Raw genomic sequence first — 24,258 nt, 5'->3', positions numbered from 1 at the left:
CCATCGCCGGATTTTTGGCCTTAGAAATGGCAGAGTCCTGCGGCTTTGGAGCTCTCTGGCGATGGAGGCCCTTGAAGCCGCGCGTGCGCGATCCCTCATCGAGGGCTTTGCAAGCGAGGTAAGCGCGATGGATGACAACTTCCTGGTATGGCTTGGCCACATCGGCAAGGAGCGTTCCTTCCGAAATGCTCTGCGGCGGGCGGTCAATCAGGCCGGGGGAGGTCGACGCACTTCTGGAAGCGGAAAGGCCCGCTTCGTTGGAAGCCGGATCGGCCGCGGCGCTGCTCCAGGACGGGTGCTGGCAAATCGTGACGGCTTTGGCGCGTCCCGCGCGCGCCGGGTGATCGTCAAGGCTCGCTACGTGAAGCTGGCCGGAAAAGGCGCCAAGGCTGCCCTTGCTCATCTGCGCTATCTTCAGCGCGACGGCACTACCCGCGAAGGCGAGCGGGGCACGCTCTACGGCCCCGAAGCCGATGTTGCGGATGGCAAGGCGTTCCTCGAGCGCGGAGCCGGCGATCGCCACCAGTTCCGCTTCATTGTCTCGCCCGAAGACGGCCAGCATTACGAGGACCTGAAATCTCTGACGCGCCGTCTGATGCAGGACGCCGAAAAGGACCTCGATACCCGCCTCGAATGGGTGGCGGTCGACCACTACAACACCGGCCATCCCCATACCCACATTATCGTGCGCGGCGTCGATGACCGGGGCAAGGATCTGGTCATCGCCCGCGATTACATTAGCCGCGGCATCGCCGCCCGCGCTTCGGATATCGTCAGTCTCGATCTCGGACCGCGCACCGAGTTGGAAATTCAGGAAGCGCGGCGCTCCGAAATTTCTGCCGAGCGCTTCACTCAGATCGACCGGACTCTGCTGACCTCGTTCGATGAGCAGGGGCTGGCACCGGCCTGGCATCGCGACCCGTTCGAACAAAGCGTGCGTGCAGCGCGGCTTGCTACGCTCGCGCGGATGGGGCTCGCTGTCGAGGAAGAGAAGGGGCGCTACCGCCTCGATCCTGATCTTGAGGGTGTTCTGCGAACAATGCGCAAGCGCGGCGACATTATCGCCACCATGCATGAACGCCTGAAAGCGCGGCCCGAACTGGTGCCGCATGACTATACGATCTTCGAGCCCGGCAAGGACCGCGCAATCGTCGGCCGAGTGCAAGCGCGCGGCCTGTCCGACGAACACCAGGATCGCCACTACATGATCGTCGAGGCGACCGATGGCCGGACGCATTACGTCGACCTCGGACACGACTTGGCCGACGGCGCCATGCAGGGGCGGCTTGTCAGGGTCGAGCAGGCGCGGTTCGGCACCCGCATTGCGGACCGCAACGTCGCCGAGATCGCCGCTGCCAATGGCGGGATCTACAGCGTCAACAAGCACTTGGTCCACGATCGCACCGCCAGGCGGGAATTTGCCGAAACCCACGTGCGTCGCCTTGAAGCTATTCGGCGGGCTCAGGGCGGGGTGGAGCGCCAACTCGACGGGAGCTGGAAGATCCCGGAAGACCATCTCAACCGGGTCGAACAGTACGAATACCGCCTGGCGCAAAACCGTCCGGTCAAGGTGGAGGTTCTGGCCGAGCGCCCTTTGGAGCAGTTGGTTCAGCATGACGGACCGACCTGGCTGGACAGGCAGTGCATCGCCCAGGATCCCGAGCCGCTTCAGGGGCGAATGGGCGGCGAAGTTCGCGGCGCTCTTCAGCAGCGCCGGCAATGGCTCATCGAACAGGGCTTCGCCGAGCAGGAAGGCAGCACAGTTCGTTTCAGGGCAAACCTGCTTGCCAACCTGCAGCAGCGTGAGCTTCGCCGTGTGGCCGGCCAACTCTCCGAAGAACTGGGGCTGCCGTTCGCTGAAAATAGGCATGCCCATGTCGAGGGGACCTATCTCCGGGCTGTCCAGATCGGCGGCGAGAAGTACGCCCTAATCGAGAAGTCCCGGGAGTTCACGCTTGTGCCTTGGCGACCCGAACTGGAGAAGCACCTCAACCAGCAGGTGTCCGGCCTTGTGCGGGGAGCGGGGATCACATGGCGGCGCGGGATTGATCGCGGCGGCCCGGAACTCTGATGACGGTCACGAGGTGCATTGAAAAGTATCCTCGGTGCATCCGTCGATGTCTATCACCGGTATTTTTCTGCGGGCATTCTGGCGCGCATGCAGACGCGCAAGACCCGCCATCAGCTCTATCTGCCAGACCATCTGTCGGCGCGGCTCGATGCGTTGGCGGCCACGCCGAACAATTCCAAGACCGCAATCATGACCGAGGCGCTCGGCGCCTGGTTTGAGCGCCGCGAAGATGTCGAGGCTGAGCAGCAGTTCGGGAAGAAGCTGGAGCGGCAGGCGAGGGCGGTTGAGCGCATGGAGCGCAGGCTTGATTACCTCACTGAGGTTGTCGGGCTGTTCGTGCGGCATCAACTGACGCTGACGGCTCACCATCCGGCTTTCGATGCGGCGACGCGAAAGCTCGGACAGGCTCGCTATGACGCCTTCATTCGCCTGGTTGCGGAGCAGGCAGCAAGAGGGGGTGGCGAAAGGGCAGTTGGGAATTCGAACGCAGGCAAAGGAGTGAAATGATGGATGACGATCTGACCACGGCGAGGGGAAAGAAACACATCAATCAGTCGCCGACCGAGCCCTTGGCTGTTCGTATTCCTGAGGCGTGCCGTTTGACTGGCATCGGCCGCTCGAAGCTCTACCAGATGATTGCCGACGGCTCTATCGAGAGGATTAAGGTCGGAGCGATCACTCTCGTGCCAATGCGAACCCTGCGGCGGCTGATCGAGCGACCGTGATTGGGACCTAGCCGACAGTCGCCTTTGGAGCGGCTGGCCAAGGTAAGCCGACGCTCACTCCGCTGCTGCGCAAGCCCGGGTCTGCGGCTTGCCAATTGGAGGATGGCGACTGACCGAATTTCACCCCGCAACCTCGAAAACCTGCCCTTTGTTCAGGTGCACAATTTGTCAAGCCTTTGGTCTTGGGTTGGATTCAGTGCCACGTTGTTCTTGTGTAAATCTCCCTTTAGCTCTTGAGTAGGTGCTCAAAATTCGCCAACGTTTGTAATAGACTAAGGGCTCGAAAGAGAGAGTTGGTGCCGACGATATCCGATTTCGATAAGATTACTGAATTTGCGCAAGCTGCTCTCGCTTTAACGCCAGTGATCATCCTTGGAAGTGGGGCTTCCGCGGCGCAAGGATTACCGGGCATGTGGCCGCTCGCCGACCATTTGCGCGGCCTTGCCGTTCCGACCGAATGGCAAGCCGAAGAAAGTGCCGAATGGCAGCGGTTCGTCGATGCCCTAGCTGCCGGCACCGATCTCGAGACCGCGCTCCAAGCGGTGCGCATGACCGACCGACAGACGGCGCATGTCGCCGAAGCTACCCGTGCCCTGCTTCTTCCGCACGACGAGCGCGTCTTCCTGGACGTGCTGAACGACCGCCGCGCGCTACCGCTGACCCGGCTATTTCGTCACCTCTTCGCGAGCATCCACCACACGATCGATGTCGTTACGCCCAATTACGACCGCCTCGCCGAATATGCCGCCGACGCCGGGGATTTCCTTCATCATACCGGCTTCACCCCGGGATACCTGCAGTCGAAGCCGAAGAGCAGCGGCACGAGAGGAGCAGCGGCGCCAGGCGATCCGTCACGCGTCGTGCGGGTCTGGAAAGTGCACGGCTCGCTCGACTGGTTCCACAACGGCCAGGGTCAGATCGTCGGCGTGCGAGTGGGCCGCGACACGCCCCCGGGCTTCTCGCCGCTTATGATCACACCGGGCATCGACAAGTATCGTCTCACCCATACCGAACCGTTCCGCACGATCTTCAGCTGTAGTGACGCCGCGCTCGAGACGGCGCGCTCCTACTTCTGCGTCGGCTACGGGTTCAACGATCCCCACGTGCAGGAAAAGCTCGTCGAGCGCTGCGATCGTGATGCTACTCCCATCGTCGTCATCACTAAGTCCTTGTCCGATACCGCCAAGGCGTTCCTGGGCGGCGGGCGCTGCCGCAAGTATCTTGCCATCGAGGATGACGGCGCTGGCGGTGCGCGGGCCTTTACCCACGATGCGCCCGGCGGCGTGGCGCTTGCCGCCAAACCCGTCTGGACCCTTCCTGACTTTCTCGATTTGACATTGGGGGCTGCTGCGTGAGCTTTCTCGACTATGACGACACCGATGCACTGGGGCAGGTCCAGTCGGTCGACACCGCGACTGTTGTCGTGAAGGTGGCCAACATCGAATCGATGCGCGCATTGCAGGTCAATCGCCTCGTCGCCCTGCAAAGCAGTCGGGCCGGCCAGCACCTCATCGGCATCATCCAGAAAATCACCCGCACCGCGGTCGAAGCCCGCAGCCATGCGGAGGGAGAAGGCCTTGCCGAGCAGGCGTTCCCCGAGGTCAACCTCGTGCGCATCGCACTGATCGGCACAATGATCGCTCGCCTTGGCCAGCGCGACAACGTCTTTAGGCGCACCCTCGAAACCGTCCCGGAGATCGACGCCAACTGCTTCACGCTTGAAGGCGAGCGGCTGACCAAATTTATGCGCGTGATCTCCGCGGTCTCGGGTGACGGCCAGCATCTCTCGCTCGGCAACTACACACTCGACACAGCTGCCGAAGCCTACGTCAACGGCAACAAGCTTTTCCAGAGGCATGCACTCGTGGTCGGCAGCACAGGCTCGGGCAAGTCGTGGACCACGGCGCGCCTGCTCGAGCAGATCGCCGAGCTCGAGAGCGGCAATGCCATCGTCTTCGACATTCACGGTGAGTATCGCTCAATGGAGGGCGATGGCTTCGAGCATTTTCGAGTTGCCGGGCCCGCCGACATAGAAGCTGGGCGCGGCTTAGAAGATGGCGTCCTCCATCTGCCCTACTGGCTGATGGCATACGAAGCCCTAGTCTCGATGTTCGTAGACCGGTCCGACACCAATGCCCCGAACCAGGCAATGATCATGTCGCGCGCGATCACCGAGGCGAAAAGGGCGTTTCTGAGCGATGGCGGTCACGGCGCCGTGCTCGCCAATTTCACGATCGACAGCCCTGTGCCGTTCGACATTGAGCGAGTTCTCGGCAACCTGAGTGATCTCAATCAGGAAATGGTTCCGGGCGCTAAGGCCGGCACCGAGAAGATGGGCGAGTTCAACGGCAAGCTCTCCAGGCTGATCCAGCGCCTCGATAACAAACGAGGCGACCGGCGCTTGGGCTTCCTTTTCCCAGCCACCGGTGCGACACTGGACTATGCCTGGCTCGACCGCATTGTCGCGGTCCTGCTCGGCGGCCGGTCCGCGAAAAGCGCCAAAGGCGGCGTAAAGATCATCGATTTCTCCGAAGTCCCGTCCGATGTCCTGCCCCTAATCGTCGGTATGGTCGCCCGTCTCGCTTTTTCAGTGCAGCAATGGATTCCGAGCGGGAGCCGCCACCCGATTGCCCTGTTTTGCGACGAGGCGCACCTCTACATTCCCGAGCATCATGACGGCGGCGCGATGGAGAATGCCATCGCAGTTTTCGAACGGATTGCCAAGGAAGGCCGAAAATACGGCGTTGGCCTTGTCGTCATCAGCCAGCGCCCCTCTGAAGTCAGCCGCACCGTCGTCAGCCAGTGCAGCAACCTCATCGCCATGCGGCTCACCAACGGCGACGACCAGGCCGTAGTCCGCCGACTCCTGCCCGACAGCTTGGGCGGGTTCAGCGATCTGCTTCCCATCCTCGATACGGGCGAAGCCCTCGTCGTGGGTGACGCCATTCTACTGCCAACTAGGATAAGGATCGCCATGCCGCGCAACGAACCGCTGTCCGGAACGATCGATTTCTGGGACTGCTGGGCAGGCGCGACCTGTGCCAGCGATTTAACCAAGGCTGTCGAGAGTTGGCGGCGCCAGACCGTGCAGCCGTGATCGGTCGATAGCTCGGCGACAAGTCTGACTTGGTCTAGCGCCCCGGGGGGGGGGGGGGGGCAGACTAGCAAACATCGAACGAATAGCGTTGTCGCTGATCCGTGTAACCGTCCGATATGGATTTGCATCCAGATCGGTGCTTCTAATCATTATCGGCCGCGACGCTTTGGCCGATAGCCGTTCCGTCGCCTTCGCAATCCGCGCTCGAACAGCTTATCGTGAAGCAGAGCAGTCAGTCGTGCTTGCCATCCCTCCGTATGCATGACCCGGTCGAAGTGAGCGTCTTGGTTGCGGAGAAGGTCAAGACGCGATCGTTGAGATATCTCGCTCCAATCCTGGTAGAGCAGATAAACGGCGTTGCCATACTTCAAGTTCTCGAACACGACTAAATCGTCGGCAAACTGAGCTCCGAAGTAAGACCCGAATCCACCTTGTCCGCGGATGTAAGCCTTCGGCCGGAACTCCTCGAACAGTCGTACCCGCTCTCGCACGTGCTTCTCGAAATCTGGTACGTTCGCTGGGCGCGCCGATCCCACTAGCCGCGCCACAACCTCATCAGCCGTACCCGGCGGGAATATCTGCCAGTCGAGTGTGACTGTGGCAGCGTATTCATCTCTGCTCGCGTCGCTCGCGAAAGCGCCGGTGACCCCGGTGTTTTCTTGGAGCACGTTGATCGACCAAAGTAGCATCAGGTCGAACTCGGGCATTCCCCGTTCCAGCATCGGAGACAGAGCGAACTTCACCACGACCGCGTCGCCGCCGCGATCTTCAAGAACGCTTGACTCCACTGTCATTCCCTGCGGTTCAAAAATCTGGTGTTGATAAACGTCCTTTGTCCAAGAACGCATCGTCCACCCATTGCGTGAGCCATCACCAAAATTCGGTGACTCAAAAGTCCATGTCTTTTGAACCATAGGCCAGTCTTGGCGCTTGCGATCCCAACCTAAGGCGTTTCGTTCCGACCATTTACCGGCGTCAGCGGGAGGCGAAACCGTGCCAGATGTAGCAACTTCGCCGTTCTCAATCCGCAAGCCAACATGAGCATACAGGCCTGCGGCGATATCATCCCGGGATATTTTCTTCGTCGCTGCAACCGCGATCAAATCACCGTCGATGGCATCGACCAATGCTCGGACATTCGGCGGGACTTTCTGATAGTTACCTTTCCAAGGAAAACGTGACGGCATCCGCTCAACCCTCCCAGTTCTTGACGGAACATATCCGGCACACAAGGTCGCGTTCAAGAGCTAACTTGTTATATAACGCACCGAAAATGGCATGGGGGCTTAGCTCGCTGCTTGCAACTTCTACCAGTGAGAGGGGCAAAACCGAGCTACAGTGGGGCCTGATGATCAGCTGCTTTCCGCCTCGCGCGCCCATGAGGGCTTAGTCAGCATACGGCCCGTCCGGGCCATCCAGAATGGGGAAGCTGCCGGTCCGCACCTGGGAGCGTGAAATTGGCTGCTGAACGACCGGCAAGGGTCGTGTGCCGTCAGCAGAGGAACGCCGCGTCGTGGGACATTGTGCTCTGTCTGGTCTTGAGCGCCCGGAAAAGGAGAGCGGACGTTCCACGCGTGCGCTGATGGGGCTGGAGCGGATGAAGGCGGCTTACCGCCATGCCATTGAAAATGACTACCGGTTCTACTCTTACGGGGACGCCTCACTGCTCCTTCCGTAACGCGCGTTTAACAGCTTGCTTCAGTGTGGCTGTGGGAGGGCTTTAGGTGTGGACTGGCGCCAAAGCTGTACATTATGATATCCAAATCAAATGCTTTTCGCGCTTTGGGATTATCTAAATTATCGGCGGCGGACAGGCCGGTTCGGTCCCGACCAAAGAGACGGCGGGATGGCTATGGCCTTTCTAGGGAAGGTGCCAAATGAGGTTGTTGAGCAGCTTTGGCCCGGCGATGCGATTTTCACCCAACGGTTAGATTCTCGGCTGTCATGGGCGATGATGTATTTCACGTCCTCGCCAGTAGACCACGTAGCGATGTACGCTGGCGATGGTCGTGTCGCTCATATCACGCTCTCGGGCTTCAAGGTTCACTCCATCAGTGCCTTTGGAAAGCATACTCGCATTCTTCCCGTCCGGCTCGCACCTCCCGAGAATCCTCCACGCGATAAGCCAGACTTTGACAAGTTTGTCGAAAGGTACGCTTCGGAAAAGGAACTGCCCGGCGAGGGCCCCCTGTCGCCCAAGATTCAACTTGTGCTTATCGCCATTGGCATAGTTATTGGCAGATACCCGGACAGGTTTCGTGTAAAATTTTGGGCAGACCTCGCGGTCATTGCAACTCTGATGGATCTTTTGACATACGCTTTCACAAGGCTGCCCATTTTCAGCACGTTTGCTGCAGTGATCGGTGCTTTCACTGGCGTAAATCTCTTCAGAGACTGGCTCAATCGTCGAAACGGCGCAGATCTGAAGCCATTCTCGCACCCAGATATCGGCTACTACTTTTTCTTCAGATGGGGTGGATTGATGTTCACCACTCTCGGTCCGTTAGTCATCAGCCCCCTCGGCATCCTGCCGCTTAAGGTGTTTCGCGCCTTCGGCCGAAAGAGCGCCCAAGATGGCTCCAATGATGAGCTTGAGACCATCAGTGAGAACTTCGACAACTTTCTGGAACGCTGGAATGTCCCATACGCGCTCTACAACCCCGAAGACCATGAGCGCGACGAGAACGATCAGAAAGAGGTTCAGGAAAGCCCGAACAGTAGCAGGCAGCGCAGAAAATAGGCTGAATGAATAAGATCGGGCATTATTATTCGATTTTTCTTCAAACATTCTGAACTCTCAAAGGATATATTTATCGACAATGATTTTGAACTACGCGTTTTTCAATCGACTTGCGGGCGGCCTGATCCGCGAAATGCCATTAGTTGCGCCATAGCACGGCGAACTGGTGGATCAGCTTGGTCTTCGGGAATAATTGGATCGTCGTCATCCTGCAGTACGGACAGGTCTGGGTCGTGTTCCTCGATGGTCCATGCAGGGCGAACCTCCAGCATTCGCCTCGGCTGAATGAGATCATACATTGGTTCCGGGAACGCTTGCCCAGGCGGTGTGATGGCAGGCACCAATCCAAACTCACCCGCCTTATGATAGGCGACCAAGAAATTGTTCAAATTATCCGGCGTGGTCGCGTTGAGCCGCATGTGGCGAGAAAGGGATAGGAATGTCTTTCCGCCTTGAACGAGGCCAGTACGAAAGACCGGTGCGACCTGCATAGAATATGCAAACGGCTCCTTTTGATCGACGCCTGTGATGATAGAAATGCGCACATTTTCGTCGCTTCCTTCTCGACCCCAGCGTTCATGCCAATCTTCAAAAATTCGCCTTGCGGCACCGGCATCCCGAAAATGCAACGCGAGGAGCGGGCCGGGTAACTGCGGGTGAACCATGAAAGCAGTTCCATGCCAGCCAGCCTTGTTCCACAAATCCAACTGGATAGGGGACAGAACTGTCCGGTCTGTATGTTTCATATCCTCCGGCTTGGCGAATTGATCCGGTGGAGCGCCCTTTCCAAACTTGGGATCATTCTCGACCTCCCGCTTCTTCGCCTCTCTTACGATAAGCGGCGTCGTTCGCAGCGGGGCAAATTCGCGGGCATCAGATTTCAGATGATCTGCAATGTGAATTGGCGGCTTATCTCCAAATACGTTACAGTTGGCGGTCAACATATCGCTGAACACCAAGGCACGGGTAAAGCCTCGCTCTCCATCGGCAATCTTCTCAAGCCATTTCTCAACATGGCGCACGATTGCGAAATGGCAGGTGATTTCAATAAGAACCACCTGTAGCCAGTCACGGTAGCTCTGGATTTTCTCGGCACTAACTTGCCGAAAATTCAGGGAGTAGCTCACTTCAAAAAATGACGCCCCGGTTTCTTCAACAATCCGATGCTGCGGAATTGCATCCTCGTCACCCTCGTTTGACCGCATGACGATCCGAAGCGTCTCCCGGTGAGGCATCACATCGCGTTCGTCAGTACGCATTCGATAGCCGCCGCGAGGTTGTCGCGTTGACGGAGGTTCAGGCGACGAGTTCCTCGGCGGCCTGCTGCTGAGCGGCCTTCCAGTGCCACGGGAGGAGTTCATGAAGGCGGTTCTGTGGAATGTCAGCGATCCGGTCGAGGACGTCGGTGAACCAGGCGAGCGGATCGACTTCGTTGAGCCGAGCCGTGCCGAAGAGGCTGAACATCATCGCCGCGCGCTGGCCGCCGCGGTCCGAGCCCACGAACAACCAGGCTTTTCTTCCTCGAGCAACGCTGCGCAGCTGACGCTCCGCGGCGTTGTTTGAGAGACATATCCGGCCATCGGCGAGGAAGGTGGTGAAGCCCGCCCAGTCGTTCTGAAGGTAGGCGATGGCCTTGGCCACGGCATCGTGACGAGAGAGCTTGCTGCGGGTCTCGTGCATCCAGGTTTCCAACTCGGCCACGATCGGAGCGGACCGCTCCTGACGAACGGCGAGGCGCTCGGCAGCAGGCTTGCCGTTGATGTCGCGCTCGATGGCAAAGAGCCGATCGATGATCTCAAGCGCCTCGGTCGCCAGCGGCGAGATGAGTGGCGTGGCGCCCTTCTTCTTACGCTTGAGCTGCTGCCTGAGGTCGACGAGCTTGAAGAATTCCCGGCGCCCATGAGCCCAGCAATTAGCGCGCGTCATGGGCTTATCCGCCCAGCCTTCCTCGAACAGGGCATTGAAGCCGGCATACCTGTCGACCTGGAGAATACCCGTATAGCCGGCCAGGTGGGCGCGAGGATGCTCGCCCCTGCGATCGCTCGAGTAGTAGCACAGCGCCACTGGAGGCGCCGGCCCGCCGAACGGGCGATCGTCGCGCACATAGTCCCAGATCCGCGCCACTTCGGTCTTCCGTTTTGCTAAAAGCGGAACGGTGGTGTCGTCGGCATGCAGGCGGTCAGCGGCGAGCCCATGGGCCTCCAGCAGCAAGAACAGCGGTTTCACCACCACGCAGATCGCGCCGATCTGATCCGCGAGCGTCGAGAGGCTCAAGGGGATGCCTTCGGCCTCGAGCCGATCGCGCTGGCTGTTAAGGGGCTGGTGCAGACCGTACTTCTGGAAGGCCAGGTTCGCCAGGAAGTGCGGCCCGAACATTCCGCGCGGCGTGACGTGGAAGGGCGCCGGGGGCTGGCTGATCTTCTCGCACTTACGGCAGGAGACTTTCTCCCGGACCGTCTGGATCACCTTGTGGCGAGCGGGCACTCTCTCGAGCGTCTCGGTGATCACCGCGGGGAGATGGCTCAGATCGTCCGAGCCGCAGCACGGACACAGCTCTGGCGCCGGGATAATGATCTTCTCGCGCGGCACGTCGGCCGGGAAGTCGCGGCGAGTGGATCGCTTGCGGGTAAACGCTGCAACCGTAGTGGTCTTGGCGGCCGCAATTTGCCCAAGCAGTTCGGCTTCGCTCGCGTTGGCCGCGAGTTCCTCGAAGGTCAGTTCGAGCTGATTGAGCAGATGCCGGCTGCGCTCGGAGCTCGCGCCGTATTTATCGCGGCGCATCTTCTCGTTCATCAGCTCAAGGTGCGCGTTGCGAGCCAGCAGGTCGGCATTGATAGCCCAAACTTTGGCGACCTGCGCCTCGGCCACGAGTGCTTTGACCTGGGCTTGTTCTGCCTGTTCACGAACGACGGCGAGCTCGGCGCGTAACTGGAGAAGCTCGTCGGATGCGTCGCTCGAGGCCATGCCCACTTATAGCATCAGAAGCCCACAAACCCCAGACTTTTAGCCACTTTTCCGCAGATTTTGCCCTCGATCCGGTGCTCGACCAGGCGCGAGTTTTGTCTCACCCTGATTGACGCTGGCCATCAGCCAACCTGCGTCGGACGCCAGGTCTCCTGGGGGTTGCGCCAGTCTATACCCTCGAGCAGGCAGGCCATTGCCGAAGCCGAGATCGCGACCGTCCCGTCCTTTGCGGCGGGCCACACAAAACGCCCCTTTTCCAAACGTTTTGCATATAACGACATCCCGAGGCCGTCATGCCACAATATCTTGCACAGCGATCCGCTCCGGCCCCGGAAGACGTACAGGTCGCCGGCGTGGACGTCCTTTTTCAAGGCCTCCTGAACTTGCAAGGCGAGCGACCGCATTCCGCGGCGCATGTCAGTATGACCTAACGCGAGCCAGACCTTGCTTCCGTTCGGGACAGGGATCATCGGATCAGCGCCTTCAGAACCGCCGCGGCCACGCCCGGCGGTGCCGATGCGTAGATGTTCACGCGCCGCCCGCCAGGCAGATCCACCACAACAGCGGGCGGCGACGCTAACTGTTTGCTACATCCGTCATCCAGCACGACGGCTTCGACGAAGCCGACCTCCACCGCCGCTGAAGAGCCTGCCGCGCCAGCCCCAAAGCAAGCCTTGCGGCGCCAAGTGTAAATCAGCCCCGTCGACACGTCATACTGGCGAGCTACACGCGCCACGCAGGCACCCGGAGAAAAGGCCTCGGCCAAAATCTTCGCGCGCTCGTCCTCACGCCAACGCCGCCGACGCTCAGGCCCACCGAAAACCGTGATTTGACCCACAACAACCGCTCCTACGACCGCTCTCAAGAGCGTCCTTAAGAGCGATCCATCACCATCCGAACAAGGCGACCCTCAACGGATGCGTACGTTCGTCACTCGTCGCCATGAAGCTCTCGAGGCCGCCAAGGAGCGACTCCGCTATTCCGACCGAAACTGGGTCCGTGTTGCTGGTCAGCAATATCGAGCAGCCGAGGACGACAGAACGAAATTCAACCGTCGCCTGATCCAGTAAGATCGCGCGATCTGGCATCTGATCCGCACCGGGTACGCTGATCCAACCAGCAAGAAAATCTTCAATATCTTGGTCTGTTTGTTCGGTTGGGCAATATCCTTCATCCCGAAGCGCCTGCCGCTGACCCAAGGAGAACAGCATCGCCATTCCGGGAATGACAAGATCATATTCCTCAAAACTATCATGCAATCTAGCGACAGCATCAAGCTGATCGGGTTTTAGGTTCAATAGTAGCAAACCAAATGCCACTTCAATTGATATAAAATCTTCCTTGGCCTCCTCCATTAGCTCGTCGGAGGGATTGGAGGCTGCCAGCAACATCTTGGCTAAGATCATCGCAGCAAGGGCTTGGGGGACACGTCCCAATCGAAGTTCCGACCAGACAAGTTGCTTTGCTGCTATCCATGCAGCCCATTCAACCTCTCCGCTTTCCCTAAACTCCTGCATTGTGTGGTCTAGAGCCGCCAACGCCCTATTCCTCGCCGCCCATCGCAAACCTACAACGCTGTACGCTCCGCTGCTGCCAAGGAGTGCCTGTGTCAGTTCATCCCTGTACTCACGCTTGAGCAGAAGCTCCTCAGCTCGGCCAAGCCATCGGATCGCTTCATACGGATTTTCAAGTTCGAGCTTTTGGAAAGCTCTCTTGATATGAGCTTGTCCAGCCGAACCATCACTCCGCCTTTGCGCGATCACCTCGGTCAGCTTGGTATAAACTTCGTCGAACTCTGGGCTATCAACAACAGCGCCCAATTCGCCAAGAATGCTTTCCAGCAACTCTACCGGGTAGCTTCCGAGAGGTTTTGAAGCTTCAAGAATTTCGCCCAGACTTTTCCAGCAATCGTTCAGCCCCTCTTGCGTTGCATCACTCATCGTCTCGTGCAGTCGCATGAGCGTGAGATATGTCTTGTCTTCTAAAGCGTTGTTGGGCCTAGCCGTATCGGCGGCCAACGGGTCTAGGATGGCAGCAAGGGTGTTTCGCTTCTGCGCAATATCAATATCGTCAGCTTTTAATCTACCATTGCGAATGCAAGAAGTAGCAAGCGACCATAAGGTATGTAGATGCTTGACATCGGAACTATGGGTTGTTCCCGTTATTCGTTTCTCTACGTCATCGTAAAGCGACACGAATTTCTTTAAATCTTCAAACCACCAAAATTGCGTCCAGGCATAATTATATCGTATGCGCATCGCCTGTTGCGTTTCGCCAAGTTCGTCAGCGATCCGCATGGCTTGCTCGAAGCGCGCCTCCACCTCCGTCCTTGGCCTTTCCAGTCCCCTTGCGAGGATGGCAGAACGGTAGCAATCCGAAGCCAGTTGAAATCGCGTGTCGATGTACCGGTTTGGGTCGGCGATTTGTTTATCGAGTTCAGCAAGCTCCGCTACGCGGGCGGCATCATTTGGTCCAAATTTCTGAATTATTTCAGACTGCGCGCCTTCGATAGCAAGGGTGTCGATTGCCATAGCCAAATGGCCATTTTCATAAACTTTTTCAACAATCCACGATCTGTCTAAAATATGCGCACGGAAGGAATATTGCTTACTCAATTCATCCTGTAATTTTGCCTTATCCCTATCCGCTGCGAATTGATTAGTTATAAAATAAACAACATCGTATGATCTTCCTGTCTCCGATATCTTTTTCACGTCTGACTTTAACTTTGGTTTCCAATCTTTCTTCGCACTAAATGCGAACGCCCACCGCTCACTTCCTGCGGACGGAGTCCCCATCCACCATCGTTCCGCAATTTCAGCGGCAACAGGATAGGTTTCTGCATCAGTCTTGCCATCCCCGCCACCAGTAGGGCCGGTTTGGATTGTCAGATTGGGACAAAGCTCCTTTTCAGCCAGTTTTCGACAGAAATCTTCGAACTCATACTCTTGTTTTCGAGCGGTGAGCGTATCCAGATGATACTCAAAGTTTGTTTTCGGGAGGGCGACAGAGTGATCAACGTCACTGTCAGAGAACAGATATGGCCTCTTTTCCCGCATCATTTCGCGTGGCGACGGGATGGCTCCTAATGAATTTTCTGTCTGCTGCGTCATCCCATCCAGTATGAGACTGCGACGATGCCCCGGCAAGAGTCCTGCTGAGGTCACAAATCTGCGGCTGGGTCTGGAGCCGTAAACACCGGCATCCAGGCGCGGGTCCGGCTGGTCTGCCTCGTGAAGATTCTGCCATCTTAATGGTAGGCGGCCGAAGCCGTCGCACACGGCTTGGAGCTTCGAGTTCAGGTCGCCTTTGGTGCGTCCGATACGTCTGAGAATAGCCCGTTTTTTACAGACTTGCGGCTGTCCGGTGTGCCTTCAGATGCGTCGCGTCGATCGTCAACTGGTCTGTCTTGCCGCCTTGCGCCGAAAGGGCGGAGAAAATCTTGTTGAACACCCCGAGCCGTCTCCATCGGATGAAACGATTATAGCGAAATCGAATTCCCCTCCACTCGGGCAGAAATGTCCTCCAATGTCGAGTTGTCTCGGTCACCAATATCTTGTGCCCTCGCATTTGCTCCGACGGGCGCTTACTCGTCAATAAGCTCATAGCCTCCTACCGGCCCGCCTTGGCCGCCCAGAAAGGGAAGGCGGACCGACCGCTTCTCAGAAGCTGAAATCGGCAGTTGAATGGCAAACAAGGGTCGATGGCAGCCCACACAGCAGACTCATGTTCAGATTTTTCAGGCCGCCCCTCTCATTTTCCCCGACTGGCTCCATACGGTTCACCGTTTCCAATTGCCCGCCAATCTGCTGTTCCTTAAATGGAAGTTTGGGGGGGGGGCGCATGTCCGTTAAGCTGCATCGTCGTAAGTCGTTCTGGGCTGCTGTCGTCGTATCGGTAGTCGCGCTGCTCGATATTGGGCTAATGTGGTCTAACAACCGGCTGTTGATCTCTTCGACGCTTATCCCTCCCGGTTACCATATGCATGTGCCTGGGCATGGTGATGTAAGGGGTGGTGCCGGTTCGGCTCGGGTATGTCGGTACTTTGCTGGCTCGTCCGTTAGAATTAATGTCCAGATTTCTCGCGAGCCCGTTTCGCCGCGTTGTGACTGGTTCTCAGCTAGAACTTCTACGGACAGATGGGAGAGCGGAACCATCGCGGATTGGGTATCCGGTATTGGTTCGTTCCTCGCGGTCGTCGCCGCACTTCTGGGCTATTTCCTTGTCGAGCGGCAGCGGCGGCAGGAGCAGGACGAAGTAACACAAGGGCTGCTCTATCAGATTGCCTATAAGCTATCGACGCTATCCAACGAAGCTAGGCACGCGATAAAGGAACTTAATCCACACGGCGTTCCTTGGGATGAAATACTCCAATGGCAAGAGCCAAAGCAACTTGTATCTCAACAAGGTGTTGCCGTCGGATACGATTCCAGCCAAGCGAGAGAACTATCAGACCCCGAACAAAACCTTCTGATGAAGATCAAGGAAAACGATTTCCTCATGCAGTATAGTGAGTGCTTCGGATTTAACGAGAGCATTCGTGGGGCATTTCATGATTACGGGCGTCGGCGTGAGGAATTGATGGCGACGATGCCACCTCCCAAGAGCGTCTCTGGATGGGTGGGAGGTTTAAGGCTCTCCAAGGAAGAGGAACTGGCCATGATGCCCAAGCTGTTACCCGCAGCTGGGTTGCTCAAGATGGCCCGTAAGATGGCGGTCGATAATGCAATTGCGACTACTGAGCTTTGTCTGAAGTATCAGGAAACCATGCAAAAGCATTTCCCGAAGCTGCACATCGTTAAACTCGAATTCACGGAATCAATCGATGACGTGATTGCCGGGCGAGACAAGGCCATCAAGGAAATGACCGAACGGGCCGAGACGGCAGGGGCGTAGCCTTATCGAGCTCTCGGATTGTGCGAGGTGTCTGGGCATGGGCAAACTCTGGGACTTACAGCAATGAACCTGATGGCCTTTAGCCGAGGGATGGGCCGGGTTTTCGGACTGATCGGGAGGTGCTTAGCTACCTTGTGGTCTACACGATTGGTGCGGGTGCTTGCCTCGGTGCTCTGGGTGCGATGACCGCCAAATTCTATTCATGACTTTACAATCCGCAGCCGGAGAAGTGCTCGTGACCAAACGCCGCGCGGTGCCAGTCGCCGCAATGGTGGGGATCCCGAACCCATCGGACTTTGTGCGGGGAGCTTTACCTCATTGAAAAGTTTACGGTCGCGCCTTCAGCCGACGTCCGAAACCGACCATTGGCTCCGCCATGAGTTGGACTGAAAACCGTGGTCGTCATCCTCACCGAAGATGCGCTCGGCTTGGAAACGTGCCTCCATGCCGTCGAGCGAAAGCATGGCTTCTCGCCGCAATAACTCGGCGCGAACCCACGGCACGAAAGTGGAGACGCGACCGTGTTCCGGCTTTGCCTCCATTCGTGACAGGCTCTGTTCCAGCGATCGCAGCCTCTCCAGCCGTGCCATATCTTCAAGCAGACCGTCGAGACACGTGCGTCGCCGCTCGTTCATGAACTCCTCGCGCAAGGGCCGCTCTCGCTCTCGCTGGGCTGCCCGCCGAGCCAGCTCCTCTTCGGCACGGCGCTCGCGTGCTTCACGCTTTACTACGGCAAGGACTGCAAGAGCGACGGCAATGTCGCTTGCAAGGGTCTCCAGTTTCTGGACCTTACCGTCTCGAAAGGTCTTGCGGGGCTCCTGACCGCTGGCGACATAGGTGCCTTCCATTTCGATGCCGAGCTGCCCGGTGCAGATGTAATCCCACTCGGGAACAGTGGGGTATGGCACGTGCTCCCAGTCCCAAGGGTTTCCCTGCCGGCGCTCTGTCTTTCGCCTCCAGGCCGCTTCCGCTGCCTCCTCCTCTGCCGTCCACTTATGCTTTTCGCGCTTGAAGGTTTCGGTGACCGACAGCCCGATCGTCTCGCCATCTCCATGGAAGCGAGCACGCCGCTCGCCAACTTCGAGATGAAAGTCCTGCTGCTCCACCGCCGCGATGATCCGCTTGAGGATCTCACCCAGGCGATCAATCGAGGCTGGAGAAATCTCGCAATGAATGACGTCAGGGCCTTCAACGCTCACGAGGCCCCTGTACGAGGGCGAAGCGGCACGAAGTCCCGCAAGGGTTCTCTCAATAATGGGGTGCGATACTGCGCCGACAGGCTCATCGCTGGCGCGCACGCGAGCCGCTTCGCGGGCCGCTGCTACCGCAGCTGTTTCACCGCGCAACTCGGGGGCGGCGATCGTGACGTTGTCGGACGTAGTTCGCGACGCCTTCGTCAATTTGGCTTGCACGACGCTCTTCCCTGCGTTTCTCTTGGCCCAGTAGCCGGGTGGCGGTGTCGGTATCTCGTGCTTGCGACAGATCTTGTGGATCGCAACATCCGAAAGCGCGAAATCCTTCGCGATGTGGGTGATGGGCTTGGACCAGACGAGATCGTAGAACTCACGCCGAGAGTAGGTACGGGCCATCCAGGGTTTCCTGCTGCTGATCGCTGCCCATCCTAGCCAGCGATGCGCAAAGAAAAAGCCGCTGCAGTAATACCCCACCGAAGCGCATCAGGCATCAATGAAGGATCTTCGCTCGCTGACCAGCAAGCTTGCGATCACGTACCGAACTTGAGGTGCAGAACCTCGGCGCCGTCCCTGAGCTCCACGAGATGGTCGGACCACCATTGCGCCATGCGGACTCGCTCCTCCCAATGAGCACCGCGGTGATATGCACCGCGCACCTGATCGCGTTCACGGTGTGCAAGGGACCGCTCGATTGCATCCGGGTGCCAGAGACCACATTCATTGAGCAATGTGCTCGCAGTCGCGCGAAAACCGTGTGAGGTCATCTGGTCGCCGGTGTACCCCAACCGACGGAGTGCAACATTGAGGGTATTTTCGCAGATAGGCTTCAAAAAGGTCTTGTTCGCAGGGAATAGAAAGCTGCCGGAATTCCCGAAAGCCCTAAGCTGTCTCAGGAGGGCGAGAGCCTGAGTTGAGAGCGGCACGGTGTGCAGCTTGCGCATCTTCGTCCTCTCGGCAGGCACACGCCACACCGCAGCTTCAAAATCGATCTCCGGCCACTCAGCCTTCCTGAGTTCCCCCGGCCGAAGGTAGACATGTGGCAGCAACTGTAGTGCCAGCTTGGTCTCGATCTTTCCGCCATACCCATCAATTGCGCGCAAGAGCTCGCCAAACTGAGCCGGCTCCAGAATCGCGGCGTGATGCTTTACCTTGGGGTTAATCAGAGCCCCGCGCAGGATGTCTGCCGGATTGTGCTGAGCTCGTAGGGTCGCGACTGCATATCGGAAAATGCGTCCAGCGAACGATCGGGCGCGAATAGCCGATTCATGATGCCCCTTTCGTTCGAGCTTCTGGAGAGCCTTGAGTAGCTCATGTGCAGTTATGTCGGCGATTGGGCGGTTGCCAATGGCCGGTCCCAGCACATCCACGAACCACCGGGCCTTCTTGAGTGTCGAGGCGGCCTTACCCTCCAACTCCATCTTTTCGATAAGTTCGTCGGCGACCAGACGGAATGTGGTGCGAGCGGCGATCTCCGCTTCCACCCTAGCCTGCGTCCGGGCCGCGACAGGGTCGACGCCACTTTCGAGTTGCTCGCGGGCTTCATCTCGCTTTTCCCGGGCTTCCTTGAGGCCGACATCCGGATAGCGTCCAAGCGCCATCTTCTTTTCGATCCCGTGGAACCGGAATTTGACCCGCCAGAGCAGCGAGCCGTTGGGATTGACGAGGACGTAAAGCCCTTTGCTATCCGCGACTTTGTAAGCTTTTTCGCGGGGTTTGAGGGCGTTGATCTGGGTTGTGGTCAGCATCTGGGGGCCCCGAATCGAGAGGATCGAAAAGGCCCCCGATTCGGGGCCCCCAATTCACCTGGATGGAGGTGGACAGAGGGGGACGCCACCGGAAAGCCGATGTCGTATTATACCTGATTTCCGGGGTTTTTCGGAGCGAAAAAACGCTTGACAAAGGGGTGTAATGGTGCCGCTTACGTGACTCGAACACGTGACCCCATCATTACGAATGATGTGCTCTACCAACTGAGCTAAAGCGGCATGTCTGATGCGGACCGGTAAGCCGGGCTGCAGGACAGGGGGCGCCTTTACCGGGGAGTGGGGACTCGTGCAAGGGGCTTTCTTGTCCATATCGCGATCTGATTTGCGCAGGCCGTAAATCCCCGGGCCGTGGTCCGTTTTTCATTCCCGATCGGGGCGCTGCAAGACGGCGCGGCGCCCGTGCGCGAAACTAGATTCCGTAGCGCAGTTTGATGGCGCGGTAGCGTTCGCGGAGCATTTCGGCGCGCTGTTCGGCGGTGGTTCGCGCGGTGTCCGGCGGGAGATGCTGCGACAGGTCCGCTGCTTTGACGAGGCGCGTGCGGAACGTGGCGGGCTGCTGGCTCATCAGGTTGCGGTAGGTAAGGTTGCCGTCGCTGAAGCCCTGCGTGTCGAGCCAGTTGTGGAGGCCCGGGTCCTGATGCGCGAGAATCAGGCGCACGACGCCGTCGCCATCCACTTTCGCGCGCGCCGGGGTGTAGCTGACCGGGCGATGGAGGAAATCCATCGAGCCCATCATGGCGCCGCCCATGCCGAACAGCCAGAAGCCTTCGTGCCAGTCCATTTCGACGATCAGCGCTTCGCCAGGCTGAAGGCGCCAGACCATGTGGGCGGCCATGCGTCCGCGCTTGGCGTCGCTGGCGTCGTTGGCGGCCTTGTCCGCCGGGAAGGCGTTGCGGCTGGCCGGATCGCAGACCCCGCGCGAGGTGAGCCACGCGTGCTCGGGCCAGTCATGCATCAGGCCGGTGACGAACTGGCCGGCCCAGTCCATCGCTTCGGTCATCTGCGCGGGCGAGGGCAGCGGGCGGGGCGTGACCATGCCGATTCTTTCGATAGTGAGCGTGGTCGGCGTTTCACCGAAAGCGTCGAAGGCTTCGCGGATGAACAGCTTGCGCGTGCCCGGCGTGGTGGGGAGCCAGTTCTTTTCCTGAGCCGGGCCGCCGATGGTCACTTCGAAGCGGCCTTCGGCGTCGGCTTCGATCTGGTGGCCGAACAGGTTGGCCTCGGGAATGTCGCCGAAGGGTTCGTGCAGGCTGGGCCAGTCGGTGCCGGGGATCTTGTCCGGGCGCGGGCCTTGCACCGTGACGTTGAGCCAGCGCGCGGTGCCGCGTCGGCCCGAGAGGCGGTAGACGTGATCGCCCGAAATCCATGCCTGCCGGTACGTGAAGTCCGCCAGATCGCCGCCCAGCTTCATCGTCGGCGTGGTGAAGGGGTGGATCTGCGGGAAAGCCGGATCGCGCGTTTCCAGCGCGAGGTCGAAGGCTTGGCCGAGGTTTTGCGTCAGGAACCGGAAGGCGTCCGCGCGCTGGAGCGGGTTGGTGGGATTGGCGTCCTTGAAGGCGTATTGGCCCGCCTGCTTCAAGTGCTCGCAGAAGCTGTCCCAAGCCGTTTTGAGCGCTGCGTCGTCGGTTCCATCGCCGAATGCCATCGTGTCAGGCTCCTAGCCGGGTGAGAATGTTGGAAAGCGCGTGCGCCGCGCGGGTGCAGGCTTCGGCGGGACCTTCCGCTTCTATGCGCGGCCCGACCAGTTCGAGGTCGAACAGGCCGGTGTAGCCAAGGTCCAGCACGTCGCGCAGGATTGTTTCGAGCGGCACGGCGCCGTCTCCGGGGACCGCGCGGCAGGGCGTGGTGCGGTCTCCGGGGACGTGGTCGCTTACTTGGACGAGGCCAGCGAGGGGAAGAGCCTCGGCCAGCTTTTCGCGCAAGTCCGCCTCGACCCAGCAAGCGTGGAGGTCGACGCAGAGGCCGATCGCGGCGAGCCGGGCGAGCCGCAGCGCATCGGGCAGGGTATGGGCGATGTGGATGTCCACCGTCAGCGGCGAGGCGTTCTCCACCAGCAGCGCGACGTTACGGACGGCGGCGTGGTCGCGGCAGGGTGCGAGCAGTTCGGCGAACCGCTCGGCGGCCTGCTCCCATAATAGCGCACCGCGTCCGCCGGTAATCAGGTAGATCGAGGATGCGCCGAGATCGGCGGCCATGTCGATCACACGGATCAGGTCGCCGGTGGCGCTTTCCGCGTGGCGTTCGAGGTCCGGCTGGAGCGCGAAGGGGTGGTTGATGCAGCCGATACGCACCCTGCCATGCTGCACGGCGTCGCGTGCAGCATGAAGCTCGCTCGCATGAAGCAGGCGCGGCGACACGAGCGTGGCATGCTGCACCCCGATCTCGCTGCAAAAGTCGAGGAAGGGGCCGGTTTCCCGGTCCACCATCGCCACCTGGTGCAGGCTGACGCGAGGGTGCATCAGTGGCGCTTCTCGATCTCGACGCCGAAGCGTTCGCGGAAGGGGGCGAACTCCTCGTTCAGCGCGTCGATATCGTATCCGGCATCGACCAACACTTGCGTCGAGTAGTGGAACTTGCCGTGGCGATCGCCCTTGTTGTCCGCCAGATAGCCGCGCATCGCGCTTTCCGCTTCGGGGGTGAAGGGGCGTCCGGCGAAGGCATAGTAATCGCGGATGGTGGCGATGGGATCGGCCACGAAGTCGCGGTAACGCACGTGATGGATGCGCGGATCGTTCGCCAGCGGGTGGGCCATCGTATTGCCGATCGACCAGCGCACGCGCTCCAGATGGGCGCGGGCTTCCTTCACCAGATCGATCTTGCCGACGATGCCGTCCATGATGTCCGCCATCATCATCGTCGAGCTGGCCGCGACCATCACCGGGTCGCGATGCAGCCAGACCAGCGAGGCATCCGGATAGGTATCGAAGAAGGCGTCGAGCCGGGTCGTGTGGAAGCCCTTGAGCGCCCAGTGTCGGTTCGGGCGGCCGAATTGCAGCGCTTGCAGCATGGCCTTGTGGATGCGGTATTGCGCGGGCGGATCGGTGGGCAGGCCGAACGAGAGGTTCTGCATCGGCACGCGCCACCACGCGGTGGGCGTCATCACGCGGAAGTCGAAGGCCCAGGTGCGCTCGTCCTCGGGCAGGCCTTCGCCCAGCATGTCGTTGTAGGGGTGGCAGTGCAGCCAGCGCGGCATTTTCGCGTTGATCTCGCGCCATTCGGCATCGGCGGCGGCGATGCGGGGATCGGTGCCCTGAACCGTGCCCGGCGGGGGCGAGGGGTGCATGACCTCCCAGAACCGCAGCGCCCTTGCTGCGGGATCGACGGCGAGGAGGGCGTGCATCAGCGTGGTGCCCGAGCGGGGTTCGCCACTGACGAACATCGGACGGTCGATCACTTCCTCGGCCAGCGGATAGCGCTTGCGGTCCTCGAAGAAGCGCAGGCGATCGGTCAGCAGCCAGAGAATGTTCTCCGCCGCTGCCGCGCGGCCGGCCGCGTCTATGGCGATGCCGTTGATGTGCTCCACTGCGAGGGCGAAGCGGTCCGGGAAGCCGTCATCGGCCCAGTCGGAAAGGCCGGTGCGCTGGTGAGCTTCCTGCAGCAATTGCTGTGCGTTCAGATCGCTCATGTCAGCCCTCCACCAGACGGGCGATTTCGTCTTCGGTCTCGCGGACTTTGGCGGCGCTGGTGGCGGAGAACTTCATGCCGCCCATCGCGCCATATTCCATCAGCTTGTAGACGCGCATACCGGCATCCGCGAAGCCCTTGATCTTGAGCGCGACTTCCTTCGGCGTGCCGACGGGCAGCACATCGCGGATCGCCTGCGGGTTCATCTCGTCGCAGAATTTCAGCATCTTCTCGCGGCTGAGGCGCACGGGATCGAAGTCCATGATGCCGCGCCAGTCGGGGCCCATCGGGTGTTCGTAACCGAACTGGGCAAGGTCCTTGGCGGTCATCATCAGGATGATCGACTTCACCATCGGCGCGCGCAGCATTTCGTCGATCTCATCGGGCTCGCCGATCAGGCAGATCTGGGTGAGGGCAGGAGTGAAGTGGCTCATGTCGCGCCCGGCGGCATCGCCCGCGTCGAGGATGACCTTGAGCTTTGCTGCATAGTCCTCCGGCGTCCACGATCCCGCCGGCCACCAGCCATCCGCCTCGCGTCCGGTGATGGACAGCATGCGCGGGCCAGCCGCGCCCAGCCAGATCGGCGGCGCCTTGCCCTCGTAGAACTCGGTATCCATCCGCGCGTGGTGGAGGTGGAAGAACTGCCCCTCGAAATCGACCGGCCCATCCGTGTGCCAGAGCAGCTTGATGACTTTGATCGCCTCTTCCAGACGGCCGACCGGCTTGTCGAAATCGAATCCGTAAGGGACCGTGTTCTCCAGCTCGCCCGAACCGAGGCCAAGGATGAAGCGGCCTTTCGACAAGTGGCTGATCGTCAGCGCGGTCTGCGCCAGCAGCGAGGGATGGCGGCGCACGGTGTCGACCACCGTGGTCGCCAGCGGGGTATTCTTCGTCAGCACGGCCGTCGCGGCGGCCACGGCCAGACCGTCGAGATGGCGGTGCGGGCTGGGCGAGGCTTTCGCAAGGTCGGTGAATTCGGGCGTCCAGATCGAATCGGGCCAAAAGCTCACCATGTGGTCGGGCAGCCAGATCGAGTGATAGCGCCCCGAATCGTATTCCTGCGCCATGTCGATGCCGAGCGGCAGGGTCGTGCGCAGGAAGGCGGCGGGCTGCACTTTGGTCACCTCTGGCATTGCGGTATCCTCTCAGGCGGCGTTCGCCCTTCACCGCAGGGGTGATGGT

General features: G+C 59.7%; 19 protein-coding genes, 1 tRNA gene and 1 pseudogene. 8 read left to right on the top strand and 13 right to left on the bottom strand.

The annotated features are described in order from the left end of the window. The first annotated feature begins 61 nt into the window (after positions 1 to 61). The 5 genes from rlxS (at position 62) to AC1VVK_RS08500 (ending at position 5,893) form a co-directional block, all read left to right on the top strand. Positions 62 to 2,071, top strand: a complete 2,010-nt coding sequence (gene rlxS, locus AC1VVK_RS08520; RefSeq protein WP_482902661.1) for a relaxase/mobilization nuclease RlxS — start codon at positions 62 to 64, stop codon at positions 2,069 to 2,071. A gap of 18 nt (positions 2,072 to 2,089) precedes the next feature. Continuing rightward, the gene (locus AC1VVK_RS08515; protein ID WP_482902660.1) at positions 2,090 to 2,578 is read left to right on the top strand and encodes a CopG family transcriptional regulator; all 489 of its coding nucleotides are present in this window, start codon (positions 2,090 to 2,092) and stop codon (positions 2,576 to 2,578) included. Beyond that, positions 2,578 to 2,796: a helix-turn-helix domain-containing protein gene (locus tag AC1VVK_RS08510; RefSeq protein ID WP_482902659.1), complete on the top strand. Its 219-nt coding sequence runs from the start codon at positions 2,578 to 2,580 to the stop codon at positions 2,794 to 2,796. The genes AC1VVK_RS08515 and AC1VVK_RS08510 overlap by 1 nt, the downstream gene beginning before the upstream one ends. A gap of 296 nt (positions 2,797 to 3,092) precedes the next feature. After that, positions 3,093 to 4,151: an SIR2 family protein gene (locus AC1VVK_RS08505; RefSeq protein WP_482902658.1), complete on the top strand. Its 1,059-nt coding sequence runs from the start codon at positions 3,093 to 3,095 to the stop codon at positions 4,149 to 4,151. Then, positions 4,148 to 5,893 (top strand): ATP-binding protein, encoded by a 1,746-nt coding sequence (locus AC1VVK_RS08500; RefSeq protein WP_482902657.1) that lies wholly within the window; start codon positions 4,148 to 4,150, stop codon positions 5,891 to 5,893. Before AC1VVK_RS08505 ends, AC1VVK_RS08500 begins: the two co-directional genes overlap by 4 nt. Positions 5,894 to 6,042: 149 nt before the next feature. Here AC1VVK_RS08500 and AC1VVK_RS08495 read toward each other — a convergent pair whose 3' ends face one another. Continuing rightward, on the bottom strand, positions 6,043 to 7,080 hold the full coding sequence (locus tag AC1VVK_RS08495; RefSeq protein ID WP_482902656.1) for a hypothetical protein: 1,038 nt from the start codon (positions 7,078 to 7,080) through the stop codon (positions 6,043 to 6,045). Between the two features lie 389 nt (positions 7,081 to 7,469). On the opposite strand from AC1VVK_RS08495, the pseudogene AC1VVK_RS08490 reads away from it, so the two are divergent. Beyond that, a pseudogene (locus AC1VVK_RS08490) lies at positions 7,470 to 7,571 on the top strand (S-adenosylmethionine:tRNA ribosyltransferase-isomerase); the annotation flags it as partial. 168 nt (positions 7,572 to 7,739) lie between these two features. Next, on the top strand, positions 7,740 to 8,633 hold the full coding sequence (locus AC1VVK_RS08485; protein WP_482902655.1) for a hypothetical protein: 894 nt from the start codon (positions 7,740 to 7,742) through the stop codon (positions 8,631 to 8,633). Positions 8,634 to 8,734: 101 nt separating this feature from the next. Here the strand turns inward: AC1VVK_RS08485 and AC1VVK_RS08480 are convergent, their stop codons facing one another. The 5 genes from AC1VVK_RS08480 to AC1VVK_RS08460 all read right to left on the bottom strand — a co-directional run bounded on the left by AC1VVK_RS08480 (position 8,735) and on the right by AC1VVK_RS08460 (position 14,710). Further along, positions 8,735 to 9,892, bottom strand: a complete 1,158-nt coding sequence (locus AC1VVK_RS08480) for a hypothetical protein (RefSeq protein ID WP_482902654.1) — start codon at positions 9,890 to 9,892, stop codon at positions 8,735 to 8,737. Positions 9,893 to 9,929: 37 nt separating this feature from the next. Next, a complete protein-coding gene (gene tnpC / locus AC1VVK_RS08475) occupies positions 9,930 to 11,597 on the bottom strand; it encodes an IS66 family transposase (protein WP_482902653.1) in 1,668 nt (555 codons plus the stop codon). Between the two features lie 122 nt (positions 11,598 to 11,719). After that, positions 11,720 to 12,067, bottom strand: coding sequence for an IS66 family insertion sequence element accessory protein TnpB (gene tnpB, locus AC1VVK_RS08470; RefSeq protein ID WP_482902652.1), 348 nt, complete (start codon positions 12,065 to 12,067; stop codon positions 11,720 to 11,722). Next, positions 12,064 to 12,435, bottom strand: coding sequence for an IS66-like element accessory protein TnpA (gene tnpA, locus AC1VVK_RS08465; protein WP_482902651.1), 372 nt, complete (start codon positions 12,433 to 12,435; stop codon positions 12,064 to 12,066). Before tnpA ends, tnpB begins: the two co-directional genes overlap by 4 nt. Before the next feature lie 49 nt (positions 12,436 to 12,484). Next, the gene (locus AC1VVK_RS08460; protein WP_482902650.1) at positions 12,485 to 14,710 is read right to left on the bottom strand and encodes a hypothetical protein; all 2,226 of its coding nucleotides are present in this window, start codon (positions 14,708 to 14,710) and stop codon (positions 12,485 to 12,487) included. Positions 14,711 to 15,440: 730 nt separating this feature from the next. Between AC1VVK_RS08460 and AC1VVK_RS08455 the strand changes: the two genes are divergently transcribed. Beyond that, positions 15,441 to 16,493: a hypothetical protein gene (locus AC1VVK_RS08455; protein ID WP_482902649.1), complete on the top strand. Its 1,053-nt coding sequence runs from the start codon at positions 15,441 to 15,443 to the stop codon at positions 16,491 to 16,493. 341 nt (positions 16,494 to 16,834) lie between these two features. On the opposite strand, the gene AC1VVK_RS08450 is transcribed toward AC1VVK_RS08455, so the two are convergent. The 7 genes from AC1VVK_RS08450 to AC1VVK_RS08420 all read right to left on the bottom strand — a co-directional run bounded on the left by AC1VVK_RS08450 (position 16,835) and on the right by AC1VVK_RS08420 (position 24,209). After that, complete coding sequence (locus AC1VVK_RS08450) at positions 16,835 to 18,082, bottom strand: hypothetical protein (protein ID WP_482902648.1); 1,248 nt, start codon at positions 18,080 to 18,082, stop codon at positions 16,835 to 16,837. Positions 18,083 to 18,216: 134 nt separating this feature from the next. Further along, on the bottom strand, positions 18,217 to 19,431 hold the full coding sequence (locus AC1VVK_RS08445) for a tyrosine-type recombinase/integrase (RefSeq protein ID WP_482902647.1): 1,215 nt from the start codon (positions 19,429 to 19,431) through the stop codon (positions 18,217 to 18,219). Positions 19,432 to 19,595: 164 nt separating this feature from the next. Next, positions 19,596 to 19,671, bottom strand: a tRNA-Thr gene (locus AC1VVK_RS08440). A gap of 190 nt (positions 19,672 to 19,861) precedes the next feature. Continuing rightward, positions 19,862 to 21,097 carry a DUF1214 domain-containing protein gene (locus AC1VVK_RS08435; protein WP_482902646.1) on the bottom strand — a complete coding sequence of 412 codons (1,236 nt, stop codon included), beginning with the start codon at positions 21,095 to 21,097 and terminating at the stop codon, positions 19,862 to 19,864. A gap of 4 nt (positions 21,098 to 21,101) precedes the next feature. Further along, entirely contained in the window at positions 21,102 to 21,911 is an 810-nt protein-coding gene (locus AC1VVK_RS08430; RefSeq protein ID WP_482902645.1) for a sugar phosphate isomerase/epimerase family protein, read from the bottom strand. After that, positions 21,911 to 23,077: a sulfotransferase family protein gene (locus AC1VVK_RS08425; protein WP_482902644.1), complete on the bottom strand. Its 1,167-nt coding sequence runs from the start codon at positions 23,075 to 23,077 to the stop codon at positions 21,911 to 21,913. Before AC1VVK_RS08425 ends, AC1VVK_RS08430 begins: the two co-directional genes overlap by 1 nt. A gap of 1 nt (position 23,078) precedes the next feature. After that, positions 23,079 to 24,209, bottom strand: coding sequence for an LLM class flavin-dependent oxidoreductase (locus AC1VVK_RS08420; protein ID WP_482902643.1), 1,131 nt, complete (start codon positions 24,207 to 24,209; stop codon positions 23,079 to 23,081). Positions 24,210 to 24,258: the final 49 nt, after the last annotated feature.

This window comes from Novosphingobium sp. BL-S-32 (assembly GCF_056857055.1).
The sequence above is the reverse complement of the archived record's forward strand: the minus strand, read 5'-3'. Positions and strand labels throughout refer to the sequence as shown.

What these genes read in the sequence shown, in the direction of transcription:
- AC1VVK_RS08435 (WP_482902646.1), bottom strand. Translation starts at nt 21,097, where the DNA reads ATGGCATTCGGCGATGGAACCGACGACGCAGCGCTCAAAACGGCTTGG.
- AC1VVK_RS08420 (WP_482902643.1), bottom strand. Translation starts at nt 24,209, where the DNA reads ATGCCAGAGGTGACCAAAGTGCAGCCCGCCGCCTTCCTGCGCACGACC.
- AC1VVK_RS08480 (WP_482902654.1), bottom strand. Translation starts at nt 9,892, where the DNA reads ATGCGTACTGACGAACGCGATGTGATGCCTCACCGGGAGACGCTTCGG.
- tnpC (WP_482902653.1), bottom strand. Translation starts at nt 11,597, where the DNA reads ATGGCCTCGAGCGACGCATCCGACGAGCTTCTCCAGTTACGCGCCGAG.
- AC1VVK_RS08450 (WP_482902648.1), bottom strand. Translation starts at nt 18,082, where the DNA reads ATGGCCCGTACCTACTCTCGGCGTGAGTTCTACGATCTCGTCTGGTCC.
- AC1VVK_RS08460 (WP_482902650.1), bottom strand. Translation starts at nt 14,710, where the DNA reads ATGACGCAGCAGACAGAAAATTCATTAGGAGCCATCCCGTCGCCACGC.
- AC1VVK_RS08430 (WP_482902645.1), bottom strand. Translation starts at nt 21,911, where the DNA reads ATGCACCCTCGCGTCAGCCTGCACCAGGTGGCGATGGTGGACCGGGAA.
- AC1VVK_RS08495 (WP_482902656.1), bottom strand. Translation starts at nt 7,080, where the DNA reads ATGCCGTCACGTTTTCCTTGGAAAGGTAACTATCAGAAAGTCCCGCCG.
- AC1VVK_RS08445 (WP_482902647.1), bottom strand. Translation starts at nt 19,431, where the DNA reads ATGCTGACCACAACCCAGATCAACGCCCTCAAACCCCGCGAAAAAGCT.
- rlxS (WP_482902661.1), top strand. Translation starts at nt 62, where the DNA reads ATGGAGGCCCTTGAAGCCGCGCGTGCGCGATCCCTCATCGAGGGCTTT.
- AC1VVK_RS08455 (WP_482902649.1), top strand. Translation starts at nt 15,441, where the DNA reads ATGTCCGTTAAGCTGCATCGTCGTAAGTCGTTCTGGGCTGCTGTCGTC.
- AC1VVK_RS08425 (WP_482902644.1), bottom strand. Translation starts at nt 23,077, where the DNA reads ATGAGCGATCTGAACGCACAGCAATTGCTGCAGGAAGCTCACCAGCGC.
- tnpB (WP_482902652.1), bottom strand. Translation starts at nt 12,067, where the DNA reads ATGATCCCTGTCCCGAACGGAAGCAAGGTCTGGCTCGCGTTAGGTCAT.
- AC1VVK_RS08510 (WP_482902659.1), top strand. Translation starts at nt 2,578, where the DNA reads ATGGATGACGATCTGACCACGGCGAGGGGAAAGAAACACATCAATCAG.
- AC1VVK_RS08485 (WP_482902655.1), top strand. Translation starts at nt 7,740, where the DNA reads ATGGCTATGGCCTTTCTAGGGAAGGTGCCAAATGAGGTTGTTGAGCAG.